The sequence below is a fragment of the Candidatus Saccharibacteria bacterium genome, from assembly GCA_016700375.1.
Lineage (GTDB): Bacteria > Patescibacteriota > Saccharimonadia > Saccharimonadales > UBA4665 > JAGXIT01.
Genome location: CP065016.1, coordinates 246,666 through 259,947, shown reverse-complemented (window position 1 = coordinate 259,947; position 13,282 = coordinate 246,666). Strand labels below are relative to the sequence as shown.

Genomic DNA, 13,282 nt, shown 5'->3' with positions numbered 1-13,282 from the left:
ATGGTTCGGTTACGGAAAAAATTAGTCCGCCCCCTCACTTCGTTTGTGTTTACTGTACTGGTGGCAGTATTTGTTTGGAAAAACTGGGATATGTTTGGGCAGAGTGTTGGGGTGATGCGTAACGCGGAGCTACATGACTTCTGGCTGTCACTACCGCTTGTGGCTCTTACGTTCGTACTGGCGGCATTTGCCTACAGTTTTTTGGCATTTCAGCGCTTGAAAATTCGGGAATTGCTTGCGGTGGAGCTAGCTGCCTCCTGCATAAACCGACTTGTGCCGTCGGGGCTGGGCGGTTTGGGTATGCATGGTTTGTATTTGCACAAACGGAAACACACGGTCGCCCAGGCAACAGCTGTGGTGAGCATAAATAACCTACTGGGCATGACTGTGCACCTGCTGTTGCTTGCGCTTGTGCTCCTCACCGGTTCTGCCGGACAATTTCGTCTGGGATGGTCACATAAACAGGGGTGGGTTTTACTTGGGATTTGTATATTGCTTGGTTCTGCCCTATTGCTTGGGCGCGTACGCCGTGCGTTACGCAGCTTTGTGCGCAACCTGCTGGTGAGCCTGCGCCGGTACGAACGCCAGCCGCACAGGCTAGCATACGCCGCGCTAGCGCTGTGTGCCCTGACACTGACCAATGTGCTTGTACTGCACCTCGCGGCGCGGAGCTTTGGTGTCTGGCTTGACCTGCCACAGCTGTTTCTTGTGTACACCGGTGGTGTTTTACTGGGTGCTGCTGTGCCGACGCCCGGCGGCCTCGCAGGCGTTGAAGCCGGTTTGGTGGGTGGTTTTATAGCGTATGGGGTGGGCAGCACCACCGCCATAGCAATCGCCCTAGCCTTCCGCCTCTCAACCTACTGGCTCCCTATTTTGCCCGGAGCGGTAGCACTCTACTTTACCCAACGGCAGAAGTGTTCTTGACACGTCACCGCTCTACGGGTATGTCCAAAATATCTCGACCCGCATATAACAAAAGTTTGATAATGACCTACTGATGCCTGCTACTAATCAATTTTTTTACACAACATTCACAAAATCCAGCGAGTTCATGATCTTGCAATTCAATTGCCTGCGATAGTGCTTCTTTGACCGTGATGCTCTGACGCATAGTACAAACATCTGCGCAATGTCCAGAGTAAATCCCCTCACGACGGTCAGGATTACGGAAGTCACTCGGCTCAATGAGGCCGCGCATATGTGCAAATTCATGTCGCGCAACGTGTCTTGTATGCAAACGTTGGGCCTCTGTGTCTCTCGTAGCGCTTACGACTCGTGATACGGACTGGACTGAAAGTCCAAGTGTCGACCAAGTACATCCGAAAACAAAGTTTAACCGATCGGCGTATAAATCTTGGCCTGTTAATATAAAATCTGCATTCGAACCCGGAGAGCTCCCTATGTCTGTCGTATTAATAAGCTCTTCTGCCAGTCCAGTTAGATACAGTTGCTGACGCTGTCGATTAAAATGTCGGGCTGAAACAGCAGAAATGTAGCTGGCCGTAGCCTCCCCCCCGGTTGATAGAGAGGTAGTATTGTCTAACCCTTGTATTGTTAATACGTCTAAGACTCCCTTTGCCGCCTCATTGATGAGATCAGGTCTAGATGTGAGTAATTCTTGTGTACTGTTTAGACGGACACGGCTTAGCATAAAATAATAGTAACATAAAATACCTAATGACGCAACTATAAGCTACTGAACCACCCCACACCTCATCCCATACCCCATAGCAACAGGCCGTAGGCCTGTTGCAGTTCCTCGTATCCTCTGCGAATCCAGGAGATTTGCTTCTTGGGATGTTGCCTTGCAGTGTATTGCTTTGTTGGCTTGGTAGCTCGGTACAGTAAGGCAATGCCAAGACTTACAAACCACAGCAGTAGCTTGAGACTGAGTGGTTTGTTGAGTCTGGTACGTTTCAGCTCAAAGACATGCTTCATGTCCTTGAATGTTTCTTCAATCTCAAAGCGGTGGTAGTAAATACGGACAATCTTGGACCGACTGGCTGTCATGTCGTTGGTGAGAATATACCATGGCTCTCTGGCTCTTCTGCTTTTGGGTGAGCGGATGACTCTGAGCGTGAGTCCAAACAGCTGGATAGCCACATCTGTCTCGCTGAGATGTTTCGTTTCAATCCGCTGGCCATCCAAATGGACACATCGTCCACCCTTGAGCCGGAGGTAAAACGTCGCACCCTCCGCAGCCAGATGAGTCACGAGCGACTCATTGCCAAAGCCACGGTCAAAGATCAGTTTCGGCCAGAAGCCGAGTCGGTCATGCAAGCCTTGCAAGGCGTCAATGTAGTGCCCCGTGAAGCTGGTATAGCGTCTCTCCTTGGCGCGTGCCCGACGCAGGGCTTGCTTACGGGCAGGTGCGTTGGTATGTGATGGGAGTCGGTCACTGTAGGTAGTCTCTACCAGGCAGGGGATGGCCCGACCGTTTCTCGTCTGTATCGCACCAACCAGGGCACTGAGTCCATTCATGTCAGAATGATCGACATTGACGTAGCTACCTGGTCGGATGAGCTCTAGGCTGTCGAATACATGTCCGAGTTGGTCGGCAAGTGCATCGTTGGCAAACAGTCGTTCACAGCGTCGAAGGCCAGTTCGGGGCTTTACGGCAGTCGTGCGAGCATTACCCGCTGCGCTCTGGAATGAGCGTAGACTGTAGGCTTCAATACCGAACTGCAACTGGCTACGCCAGTAGCGATTGGTTACAGGCAGAAGCTTGGTTTGTATCTCCGAACGAATACCGCGTACAATAGCTACTGACGACATATGTTTCTCCTTGTTTGTTTTAGCGAATTACCAAGGAATAGTATGTCGTCTTTTGTATTTCAACTCAAGAAGACAACCGGCTAACGCCGGTTGTAGGTGTGGGGTGGTTCAGTATAAGCTATGTGTGTTACGTTTATGCTTGGCTGGGGGTGAGGGATTCGAACCCCCGAATGCCAGGACCAAAACCTGGTGCCTTACCACTTGGCCAACCCCCATTGATAAACGTTGTAATGTGCGTGGGTTCGAATGTATTCGACTCACCTTCGGCGAGCCCGTGACTTTCATACTAGCAGCATAGCTGCAAATCTGAAAGGTCACCTTGCAGACTGCCGCTGGCAATCTTCACCCCGAATGCCAGGACCAAAACCTGGTGCCTTACCACTTGGCCAACCCCCAATGCTCTGTAAACGTGAGTAATTATACTAAATCTCGCTGCTTCACGCTATACTACTGATATGAAAAGGCCGGGATGGAAGGCTGGGGTGGCACTGGGGTTGGTTCTGGCTGGGGTGGGTGCGGCGGTCTGGTATTTTGCCATTCGCACTCAAGCTCCGGCGGTAAAGCCTGCTGTAAACTCAGGTAAGGCCGTAAAAAAGATTGAACCGAGCGGTGTTGTTACCTTCGCTGCCATGGGCGATATGCTCGCGCACGACTCGGTGGTAGCGCAGGCGCGGGCTGCAAATGGCAGCTATGACTTCACGCCGTACTTTTCCGCCATAAAACCGCTTTACAAAGAAGCCGATGCGGTGTTTTGCAATGCAGAGGGTTTGACGACGGGTGAAGCATTCGGAATAAGCGGCTACCCGGCATTCAACGCGCCGACCGAGTTTGCGCGTGACCTTGTGGCAGGCGCTGGCTGCAACGTCATTAACCTTGCAAACAACCATATCAATGATAAGGGCCAGGCGGCTATAGATGCAGACATTGCCGTGTGGGAAAAACTGAAGCCTCTGGCGGTAGCCGGGGCGAATCGGACGCCTGAAGAACAGATGACAGTACGCTATTTTACCAAAAATGGGGTGAAAGTGGCCTTTGTAGCCTTTGCAGATTACAGCAATAACAAAAACTACACTACATATGGCTTAAATATCTACCACAACACCGACCTTGTGAAACGGCTGCTTGGTGCCGCACGGGAGAATGCCGATGCGGTAGTAGTATCGGCGCACTGGGGGACAGAAGATTCAAATGCAGTGAATGCCGACCAAACGGCTGCGGCGCAACTGTTTGCAGATGGTGGCGCAGATGTAGTTATAGGAACGGGCCCGCATGTGTTACAACAAGCCACATACCTCACTGCAGCGGATGGGCGTAAAACGCTGGTGTGGTATAGCATAGGCAACATGCTTTCTTCGCAGCTGCAAGTCAATGAACTGACTGGAGTAATTGCTGGTTTTACCTTAAAAAAACAACCAGATGGCGGTGTGCGCGTGGAGAGGCCAACAGCGCAGGTAACGTTCATGAGCTACGATTGGTCTACTGGTGATAGGGCTGCTGGTCGTCTTAGCGCGCGCAGTAATTTGCAGCTGAGACCGCTCAGTCAAAGCGGCAACGCTGTTAGTGATATGTTTGGACAACAGTACAGTGCTAACGAGCGAGAAACCTATGTGAAGACGACGCTGGGTAGCGACACAGGGGTTACAGTGACGCCCTAGCTATCTAATAGCCCTGTAAGCTAACTACCAACTACTAACTACCAACTACCAACTACTAACTACTAACTACTTCACCTCGCCGCGGTTTTTCAGCTCCGCTAGCGCTGTCTGCAAGTACGGGTACGCTTCGTCGAGCGTGAGGTTGCTTTCGTGAAGCGCGCGAGCCAGGTCGCGGCCAACATAGCGGAAGTGCCACGGTTCATACTGGTACTGGGTAATGTCGATTTTATCCGCCGGGTAGCGCAAAATAAAACCGTATTCGTAGGAGTGGGCTGCGAACCACTTACCTGCCTCGGTTTCCCCAAAACAAACTTCTAGGTAGCATGCTCGTGAGGTTAGGCTCACATCGAACGCCAAACCGGTTTGATGTTCGCTTTGACCTGGACGAGCGCTAAATTTGTTGGCAGCTTCTTCACCGTATAACCGAGAATAGTTTGTGAAATATACCTGCTGCTGCTCGTACGAACGGTAGCCGCTGGCTAGCATAACGTCGTGCCCCGCTGCCTGTGCTGCTTTGAACAATGCTACGGCGTCTGGTTCAATATCGGCGCGTAGCGACTGCTCTGCTGTAGATTTGTCGGTGCGAGTTTTGACTGCCGGAACTGCAAGGTTAGAGGGTACGTACTGTGCGTCTGTAAGCGGGTGCACTTTGCTTACTACCACCCAAAGGCTGGCTGGTTGCACATAATTTTCTTCGAGTGCGGGAATTGGTTTTGCCCCGGGTAGTACAACTTGCACCGATTGTTTGGGTGCTGGCTTTGTGCTCAGAGCACTATTCGTTTGCCTAGGCTCGGCCGTTTTGTCCGTGCGCGTTTGCAGAACCGCAAAACCCCCTATTCCTACCACGAGCGCCACGACTAAAAGTTTCTTATACACAATGCGTGTAGTATATACCCAAACACCATGACTTTTCATTTTTCACCCATTCTTTCCAGCCAAAACCATGCCTACCCCCCCACCACATCTCGATATGCTTCGTCGGGTATGCATAGTTTTACCTCGCAAATCTCTGGCTGAAAATTTCGGAAACTCATGTTGTTTGGGTATAGCACTATATTTGCTTGCCCCAGAAATAATTACGACGTATAGTAGCTAGTAATACGGTATGAAAAACCAGACAAACCCGGCCGAATATATCGAGCCGCTGCATATAAATGGCATGCGCGGAAGAATGCTTCATTTGCCTGCAAAAAATAAAAACAAACGTGAGATTTTAGTAATTTATGGGCACCATTCACTACTCGAAAGGTGGTGGGGGTTAGTTCAGAACTTTAATGACTTTGGCGCAGTGACTATGCCAGACCTCCCAGGTTTTGGTGGCATGGAAAGCTTTCATAAGATTGGTAAGCAAGCAACGCTGGATAACTACGCCGATTACATGGCAGCATTTATTAAACTGCGATATCGAAGAAAAAAGGTTAGTATTGTGGGCATTTCGTTTGGATTTTTAGTTGCGACGCGTATGCTGCAACGATATCCAGAACTAGCGAATAAGGTAGAAGTACTTGTAAGTGCTATGGGTTTTATGCACAAAGATAATTTTAAGTTTTCTCCTGCTCGCTACAATTTTTATCGCTACGCCTCTGAGGTGGTTTCCATTCCGCCGTTCCCTTACGTATTTCGTCATACGGCGCTCACCGCTAAAGTTCTTCGCGCGGTTTATGCGCGCACAAACAACGCAAAGCATAAGTTTAACCTTGCAAAAGGACATGCCGATGCGTTTGAAGCTATGATGGATATGGAAATTAAGCTATGGCAGTCGAACGATGTCCGCACGTATATGCAAACAACTGTAGAGCTTTTGACGGTAAATCACTGCGAGGAACAGATACAACTCCCTGTATGGCATGTGTTTACCCCTCACGATAACTACTTTGACAACGAAGTTATTGAACAACAAATGCGGGTTGTGTTTACTGACTTCTACCCTGCCCCGCTTGCTGCAAAAACACATTCTCCAAGTGTTGTTGCTACGAAAAAGGAGGCTGCGGCTTTTATTCCTAAACAGCTTCGAGCTGCTTTGAAAGCAAGCGCAAAGAAAACAAACACCTAAATGGTATACTAATCTATAGTTATGAAAATTGGTCTTGTCTGCCCCTACAATATCACCAGAGGTGGCGGTGTTCAGGAAGTTGTTAAAGCGCTGCAGCTTGAGTTTACGAAACTGGGCCATGAGGCGGTTGTTATTACACCCCAGCCGAAAGAACCCTACGCTAGTCGCGACCACCGAGTAATATTCTTGGGTACTGCAACTGATTTCAAATCACCGTTGGCTACAACTACCCAGGTCAGTGCGAGTGTACTCACCGATGAAATCGACAACATGCTTGAATATGAAAAGTTCGACGTGCTGCATTTTCATGAACCGTGGGTTCCAGTGCTGAGCCGGCAAATTCTCAGTCGTAGTACTTGCGTAAATGTGGGGACGGTTCACGCTAAACTACCCGAGACTATTGCCAGTCGGGCGCTCATGCGAGTAGTTACCCCCTATACGAAACCACTTATCCGCTACATCGATGCATTTACTGCCGTTTCGGAGGCAGCAGCAGAATATTTGCGTACTCTTACCGATGACCCAATAGAAATAATTCCAAACGGCATTCACACCGGTCATTTTCGTAGCCCTGCTCATCTTGCGGACCTCCCAAAAGCAAAAACTATTCTGTACATAGGACGTATAGAAAAACGAAAAGGTGTTAAATACTTACTTCGCGCCTTCCAAATCTTGCAGGAAAGACAGCCAGACGCTCGGCTGATTATTGCTGGAGATGGCGTTGACAGAGAAAAAATGCAAGAACTTGCCGAAGAATTGCAGCTTCAAAATGTTGAGTTCCTTGGCTTTATTGATGACCACACCAAGCTACAGCTACTCCACAGCGCTGACCTATTTTGCTCGCCGGCTATATATGGTGAAAGCTTTGGGATAGTACTCCTTGAGGCAATGGCAAGTGGTCTGGTGACGGTTGCGGGTAATAATCCCGGTTACGAGAGTGTTATGACAGGCCTTGGCCAGTTGTCGCTTGTTGACCCGCGCGACAGCAAAGAGTTTGCGCACCGCATGGAGCTCCTGCTTACAGACGAAGGCATCCGTCAGCTTTGGAAAAAATGGGCCAAGAAGCACATCCGGCAGTTCGAATACCATAAAGTCGCAGCAATGTATCTTTCAGCATATGAAGCCGCTATCAAAGCAGCTAGCGAAAAACCAAGGAGAAAACGTGAAGATTGGTTTCGTACTTGACGATACGCTCGATAGTACCGATGGCGTGCAACAGTACGTCCGATGCGTTGGTGAATGGATGCGGCAACGGGGTCATCAGGTTTACTACCTAGCGAGCGCAACGTCCCGGACAGATTTAGAGAATATATATAGCTTGAGCAAAAATATAAAGGTTCGTTTTAACGCCAACCAGCTGTCTATACCGCTCCCGGCAGGTTACAGTAAGCTCCGACGCTTGGTAGAGCAGCTAGAGCTGGATATCCTCCACGTACAAGTCCCCTACAGCCCGTTTTTAGGGGGAAGGCTTATTCGACTTATTCAGCCAAAAGTTGCCGTTGTTGGCACCTTCCATATCTTGCCATATGGTCGCATGGCTCAGTTTGGTAGTAATATTCTTGGGAAAATAAATACAACAACAGCTCGACGTTTTGATGCCATGATGGCCGTATCGCCCCCAACACAAGTATTTGCCGGGCGCTATTTTGGGTTCACAAGCACCGTGGTTGCCAACCCCTTCCATCACGATGCATTTTCCGTGGCCCGTCGCGGTAAGGTTGCGGGGCGCTCTATAAAAAAGATTGTGTACCTTGGTAGACTTGTTGAGCGAAAAGGTCCATATGAACTTGTTCAAGCTGTTGCCGAGGTGGAGCGGAAGAAGCTCACCAGTACGCCATATGAAGTAATTATAGCTGGAAAGGGTGTTTTACAGGACAAACTGAAACAGTATACCGAGAACAACAATATTTCAGACAAGATTTCGTTCCCTGGTTTCGTTGATGAGCAGAATAAAGCTGTATTGCTGGCAAGTGGAGATATAATAGTGTTCCCCAGCACCTCTGGTGAAAGCTTTGGTATAAGTTTGCTTGAGGGGATGGCGGCAAGCCGGGGTGTCGTATTGGCTGGTGATAACCCGGGGTACGCGTCGGTTGTAGCAGAAAAAAAACAGTTATTTGACCCTAGGGATACAACTGCTTTCGCGCGCCTACTTGCTCAATGGCTCAATGACGACGCGGGGAGGTCGGCAATGGCAAAAAAACAGCACACGTACGTACAGCAGTTTGACATAGATGTTATTGGACCTAAAATCGAAAAATTATACGCTCACGCTTTGCAAAAACGCGGGCAGTCGTGACATAATACTGTTATGGCACGATTATTCCCTAAAGAAAACTCTGACTTCGAGGTCACTATATCAACACACACCATACTTAGGGTTATAGGTCTCACTGTCCTAGCGGTTCTACTGTTTATGGCAGTGAAGCAAAGTTTGGGTACGCTAACGCTTATTGGTGTTGCTTTTTTCCTCAGTCTTGCTCTTAACAGTCCGGTGCAATGGCTTGCAAAAAAGCTCCCGGCAAAAAAGAAAAATCGTCGCACGCTGGCTACCGGATTATCCATAGGGCTAATTCTATTGGCCTTGATTGGGTTTTTGGCTGCGGTTGTCCCGCCTATTGCCAAACAAACGGCAGGATTCTTCAGCGAATTGCCTCAGCTTATTGACCAAACGCGCAATGGCGAGGGCGCGCTGGGCGGATTTGTCGAAAAATATAATCTCGATTCACAAGTTGAAAAACTTTCCTCACAGCTCTCTACCCGTCTTGATGATGTCGGCAGTTCTGCCGTGACTGCGGTTTCAAAAATTGGCAGTAGCGTTTTTGCAACGCTTACTGTTCTTGTCTTGACCGTCATGATGCTCATAGAAGGTCCCAAATGGGGCAAACTTCTTGAAGGAATGCTACCAGTAAACCGACGGGAAAGAACACACCGTTTGGCCGCAGACATGAACAAAGTTGTCCGTGGTTATGTGAATGGACAGGTCATTCTTGCCGCAGTTGCGGCGGTGCTGATTGTGCCCATGCTGTTCCTTGCGCATGTCTCTTACCCGCTTGCACTCATGGTAGTGGTGTTTATCTGCGGACTTATACCAATGGTTGGTCACACAATCGGCGCAGCCATTTGTACGCTCGTCGCGCTCTTTACTTCTCCAGCCTCGGCTATTTTGGTACTTTCATATTACATTTTGTATCAGCAGATAGAGAATTATGCTGTCCAGCCCCGCGTCCAGGCAAATAGCACCAATATGTCACCGTTGCTTGTTTTTGTTGCGGTACTGCTCGGTGCGAATTTTGGTGGGCTACTGGGTGCTCTCGTAGCCATTCCTGTGGCAGGATGCATCCGGATTCTTGTCCTGGACTACCTCGAACGACGAGATATTCTTACACCAGCTACCGTGCACGATGCAAAGACCCCCGGCGGCGATATTTAACTACAGCCAGTACCAGACAGCCCCCCGTGGTGTATCACGGAGGCCAATTTCTTGGCCTGCTAGTATGTCTCGTATTTCATCTGACTTCGCCCAGTTTTTATCAGCGCGGGCTTGTTCTCGGTTTGCGATAAGTTGCTTTTGGTGTTCACTAATATCTGGCACCGCGATGATAATTCCCAGATAGTCCTGCACCAATTCTGTGATGTTGCCTAGGCATGCACCGCATACAGCGCCAGCTAATGCTTTATCAGCGACATCGTCAACAATTCTTAGTGCCTCTGAGGTGTTTAAGTCATTCGACAGTGCAGCGAGGATGGAACTATCAAAGTCAGCAGCATTGATATCAGTATCTGCTTTTGGTAGCACCAAATCTTGCCAACGAGTGGCCATAGCTTCTCGCCAGTGACTCAAACGGTTTTGAGCGGCCTCCAGATTATCCCAGGTGAAGTTGCCCTCTGTTCTATAGTGCTTCCCAAGTGCAAAGACTCGAAATGCGTCTAAGTCGTGCCCTTTGTCTAGTATGTCTTGCAACGTGTAAATGTTGCCTAGGCTTTTGCTCATTTTCTGGCCGTCTGCTTTCAGATGGTTATTATGTACCCAAAAGGTGCTAAAAGGTTTACCGGTGACAGCCTCGGTTTGCGCAATTTCATTTGTGTGGTGAACGGGTATGTGGTCTATACCGCCGGTGTGAATGTCAATTTGGTCTCCAAGGGTTTCTCGTGCAATAACAGAACACTCGAGGTGCCACCCCGGAAAGCCGACCCCCCAGGGGCTATCCCACTCCATGTCACGTTTCTTACCGCCTTCCGAGGAGTCTGGTGAAAACTTCCAGACAGCAAAGTCGGTTATATTGCGTTTACCCTCTACACTAACCCGCGCGCCTCCTTCAAGGCCAGCAATATCCAATTTGGCTAGTTTGCCGTAGTCACTGAGTTTGCTTGTGTCGAAGTACATACCGTCACCAGGTATTTCGTACAGGTAGCCTTTTTCATCGAGAGTCTTGGCAAAGTCAATTTGCTGTGCAATCATGTCGGTTGCGCGTACGAGATAGTCGGGTTGAATAAGACCTAACTGGGCTGCTTCTTTTTTGGCAACCGCAATATATTTTGCGGCCACGTCCCAGGCAGTAATGCCTTCGCTGCGGGCGCCCTTTTCCATTTTGTCTTCACCGTTGTCGTCGTCGCTGGTCAAGTGACCAACGTCGGTGATGTTTTGCGTGCGCTCTATGGTATAGCCTTCAGCCCGAAGGGCTCGCACAAGGACGTCCCAGTAAATATAACCAAGCCAGTTCCCGATGTGCGGCTGGCTATAGACTGTCAGTCCACAGGTATACATTCGCACCGTAGCACTATCGAGCGGCTTAACGGCTTCTACCTGTCGAGTCGAGGTATTGTATAGCTTCATGCAATATCTCCACGGGTGGTCTGAAGCAAGTCTGAAGCAATACGAATGCACTCAGCCTTCACTTCATCGTATCTACGACCATCCGTAATCTTAAATCCGGCGGCATAGTCATGCCCTCCCCCGCCCATTTCCTCGGCAAGCTTTGCTGCTACTGGGTAGCCATTGTTGGCGCGTAGTGCTGCAGTGACACGTCCGTCGTCGTAGCTTTTGATTACAATGGCAAGCGCAATACCACGAACCTGAAGCATATCAAACTGTATGAGTGGTGCCGGGTTATACAAGGGGCTGTATTCGTTAATTTCTGGTTGTGGGATGTGCACGAGAGCAACTTTCCCTTCGGCGTAAAATTCTGTCCGAGCAATAAGCATGCCCTTATAGGTATAAATTTTTTCCGGCATTTTCCCGTATTCGCGGCGGAGTTCCTCGAGTCGAGGGCGGTTTGCACCCAGCTCGGTTAAGTCCGCCATGGTGCGGTAGGTTGTTGCGGTGGTGAGGTCGTTCATAAGCCCTTGGGTATCGCCCAAGATTGAGGTCATAATATATTCTGCCGCTTCGTTCGAAACAGCCCAACCAAGTGAAGTGCTCAGATGAAATATGAGTTCCCCGGTGGAGGCGACATGTTCATCAATGAGCTGGAGGCTTGTAAAGTCTATCTTTTTCTCGACGGTAGCGTGGTGGTCAAGAACAATGCATGGCTTTGATTTCACCCAGGCAAGTTGGCCGCTTTTATCGAGCTTATCGAGCAGCGTGTAGGTGCTGGCGTCGACAATGATGCTGAGGTCGAACTGGCTGGGGAGCGTATCTACCACCCTGTCCCAACCCGCTAGGTAACGCAGATACTCAGGCACATTGACCCCGCAGTACAGGACAACGTCTTTTCCAAAGTCGCCTAAGACGTGTTCAAGTGCAAGGGCGCTGCCAAGGCTATCGGCATCGGGGTTGTCAGCCTGGATGACAACAATCTTTTGCGCTGCTTCTATGGTTTCCCGAATTTTCTCCTGCATACACACTATTGTACTTCGGTAGGACAGATATACAAAGTTGTTATGCTATGCTGTAGGTATGAGCCGGAAAAAAGACTTCAAACAGCTGCGTGAAATGATGGCCGAGGCCGAAGAAATTGTGGCTGTGGGCTCCCGTTGGCGACATTATAAAGGGGGCGAGTACCGCGTGACAGCAATAGCTTTTGACGAAGAAACCCTTGACTTTGAAGTTATCTACTCACCATTTGATGCACCAGATATTCACTTTGCCCGCTGGATGAGCGTCTGGCTCGAAACTGTTGCCTGGCAAGGCGCTACACTTCCCCGATTTGAACATATTTCGGATTAAAGTAGTTGACGACCTTCGAGCGCGCGGCCGAGGGTAATTTGGTCGGCGTATTCCAAGTCAACACCAATGGGTAAGCCGCGAGCGAGGCGAGAAATCTTCACCGTTTGACCCTCTAGCTGCTGTTGGATGTATAGGGCCGTAGACTCACCTTCTACACTGGCGTTAGTAGCCAAGATAATTTCACTGACGTTATCTTCGGTGACACGCTGAATAAGTTCCGCTATGTGCAACTCCTCTGGCGAAACGCCATCGATTGGCGAAACAAGACCGCCAAGCACATGGTAGGTGCCGCGAAATGCTGCGGTTTTCTCTAGGGCAACGATATCCAGTGGTTCGGCAACGACTGCTATGAGAGTTTTATCACGCTTTGGGTCGCTGTACAGCGGCGAAACGTCATCGTTGGCGTCTATGAGGGCAAATGTTTTCGGACAGTATTTTACGCCTTCGTGCAGTGCGCTTAGGGCTGAGGCAATCTGGTGAGCTTTTGCCGCGTCGCGTCGCACCAGGTAGTATGCGTAGCGTTCTGCGGTACGGGAACCAACACCCGGCAAGTTGCCGAACGCTTCAATGAGCTCCTCGAGTGCTTTCGGTAATAGGTTCATCGAGATAATTCCAAATCACAAGTTCCAAATA

Annotated in this window: 12 protein-coding genes and 1 tRNA gene; 7 read left to right on the top strand and 6 right to left on the bottom strand. The window is 49.6% G+C overall.

The window, feature by feature from the left end; all coding sequences use genetic code 11:
- A complete protein-coding gene (locus IPP75_01390) occupies positions 1-924 on the top strand; it encodes a flippase-like domain-containing protein (protein ID QQS69775.1) in 924 nt (307 codons plus the stop codon).
- Positions 925-1,713: 789 nt separating this feature from the next.
- On the opposite strand, the gene IPP75_01385 is transcribed toward IPP75_01390, so the two are convergent.
- Both IPP75_01385 and IPP75_01380 read right to left on the bottom strand, forming a co-directional pair.
- Positions 1,714-2,775, bottom strand: a complete 1,062-nt coding sequence (locus IPP75_01385) for a transposase (protein ID QQS69774.1) — start codon at positions 2,773-2,775, stop codon at positions 1,714-1,716.
- 140 nt (positions 2,776-2,915) lie between these two features.
- Positions 2,916-2,990 (bottom strand) — tRNA-Gln (locus tag IPP75_01380).
- Between the two features lie 240 nt (positions 2,991-3,230).
- On the opposite strand from IPP75_01380, the gene IPP75_01375 reads away from it, so the two are divergent.
- A complete protein-coding gene (locus IPP75_01375; protein QQS69773.1) occupies positions 3,231-4,430 on the top strand; it encodes a CapA family protein in 1,200 nt (399 codons plus the stop codon).
- A gap of 66 nt (positions 4,431-4,496) precedes the next feature.
- On the opposite strand, the gene IPP75_01370 is transcribed toward IPP75_01375, so the two are convergent.
- The gene (locus tag IPP75_01370; GenBank protein QQS69772.1) at positions 4,497-5,306 is read right to left on the bottom strand and encodes a M15 family metallopeptidase; all 810 of its coding nucleotides are present in this window, start codon (positions 5,304-5,306) and stop codon (positions 4,497-4,499) included.
- A gap of 229 nt (positions 5,307-5,535) precedes the next feature.
- Here IPP75_01370 and IPP75_01365 point away from each other — a divergent pair, with 229 nt between their 5' ends.
- From IPP75_01365 to IPP75_01350, 4 genes are read left to right on the top strand one after another with little or no spacing between them, the layout of a single operon-like run.
- Complete coding sequence (locus IPP75_01365; protein QQS69771.1) at positions 5,536-6,483, top strand: alpha/beta hydrolase; 948 nt, start codon at positions 5,536-5,538, stop codon at positions 6,481-6,483.
- A 21-nt stretch (positions 6,484-6,504) separates the two neighbouring features.
- Positions 6,505-7,668 carry a glycosyltransferase family 4 protein gene (locus IPP75_01360; GenBank protein ID QQS69770.1) on the top strand — a complete coding sequence of 388 codons (1,164 nt, stop codon included), beginning with the start codon at positions 6,505-6,507 and terminating at the stop codon, positions 7,666-7,668.
- On the top strand, positions 7,601-8,779 hold the full coding sequence (locus tag IPP75_01355) for a glycosyltransferase family 4 protein (protein ID QQS69769.1): 1,179 nt from the start codon (positions 7,601-7,603) through the stop codon (positions 8,777-8,779). Before IPP75_01360 ends, IPP75_01355 begins: the two co-directional genes overlap by 68 nt.
- A 12-nt stretch (positions 8,780-8,791) precedes the next feature.
- Positions 8,792-9,913 (top strand): AI-2E family transporter, encoded by a 1,122-nt coding sequence (locus tag IPP75_01350; protein ID QQS69768.1) that lies wholly within the window; start codon positions 8,792-8,794, stop codon positions 9,911-9,913.
- Here IPP75_01350 and IPP75_01345 read toward each other — a convergent pair whose 3' ends face one another.
- The gene (locus IPP75_01345; protein QQS69767.1) at positions 9,914-11,317 is read right to left on the bottom strand and encodes a cysteine--tRNA ligase; all 1,404 of its coding nucleotides are present in this window, start codon (positions 11,315-11,317) and stop codon (positions 9,914-9,916) included.
- Positions 11,314-12,321 (bottom strand): DHH family phosphoesterase, encoded by a 1,008-nt coding sequence (locus tag IPP75_01340; GenBank protein ID QQS69766.1) that lies wholly within the window; start codon positions 12,319-12,321, stop codon positions 11,314-11,316. The genes IPP75_01345 and IPP75_01340 overlap by 4 nt, the downstream gene beginning before the upstream one ends.
- A gap of 58 nt (positions 12,322-12,379) precedes the next feature.
- Here IPP75_01340 and IPP75_01335 point away from each other — a divergent pair, with 58 nt between their 5' ends.
- Positions 12,380-12,649: a DUF1653 domain-containing protein gene (locus IPP75_01335; protein ID QQS69765.1), complete on the top strand. Its 270-nt coding sequence runs from the start codon at positions 12,380-12,382 to the stop codon at positions 12,647-12,649.
- Here IPP75_01335 and recR read toward each other — a convergent pair.
- The gene (gene recR / locus IPP75_01330) at positions 12,646-13,257 is read right to left on the bottom strand and encodes a recombination protein RecR (GenBank protein ID QQS70142.1); all 612 of its coding nucleotides are present in this window, start codon (positions 13,255-13,257) and stop codon (positions 12,646-12,648) included. The genes IPP75_01335 and recR overlap by 4 nt on opposite strands.
- Positions 13,258-13,282 lie beyond the last annotated feature (25 nt).

What these genes read in the sequence shown, in the direction of transcription:
- IPP75_01335 (QQS69765.1), top strand. Translation starts at nt 12,380, where the DNA reads ATGAGCCGGAAAAAAGACTTCAAACAGCTGCGTGAAATGATGGCCGAG.
- IPP75_01390 (QQS69775.1), top strand. Translation starts at nt 1, where the DNA reads ATGGTTCGGTTACGGAAAAAATTAGTCCGCCCCCTCACTTCGTTTGTG.
- IPP75_01350 (QQS69768.1), top strand. Translation starts at nt 8,792, where the DNA reads ATGGCACGATTATTCCCTAAAGAAAACTCTGACTTCGAGGTCACTATA.
- IPP75_01385 (QQS69774.1), bottom strand. Translation starts at nt 2,775, where the DNA reads ATGTCGTCAGTAGCTATTGTACGCGGTATTCGTTCGGAGATACAAACC.
- IPP75_01375 (QQS69773.1), top strand. Translation starts at nt 3,231, where the DNA reads ATGAAAAGGCCGGGATGGAAGGCTGGGGTGGCACTGGGGTTGGTTCTG.
- IPP75_01365 (QQS69771.1), top strand. Translation starts at nt 5,536, where the DNA reads ATGAAAAACCAGACAAACCCGGCCGAATATATCGAGCCGCTGCATATA.
- IPP75_01355 (QQS69769.1), top strand. Translation starts at nt 7,601, where the DNA reads ATGAAGCCGCTATCAAAGCAGCTAGCGAAAAACCAAGGAGAAAACGTG.
- IPP75_01345 (QQS69767.1), bottom strand. Translation starts at nt 11,317, where the DNA reads ATGAAGCTATACAATACCTCGACTCGACAGGTAGAAGCCGTTAAGCCG.
- IPP75_01340 (QQS69766.1), bottom strand. Translation starts at nt 12,321, where the DNA reads ATGCAGGAGAAAATTCGGGAAACCATAGAAGCAGCGCAAAAGATTGTT.
- IPP75_01360 (QQS69770.1), top strand. Translation starts at nt 6,505, where the DNA reads ATGAAAATTGGTCTTGTCTGCCCCTACAATATCACCAGAGGTGGCGGT.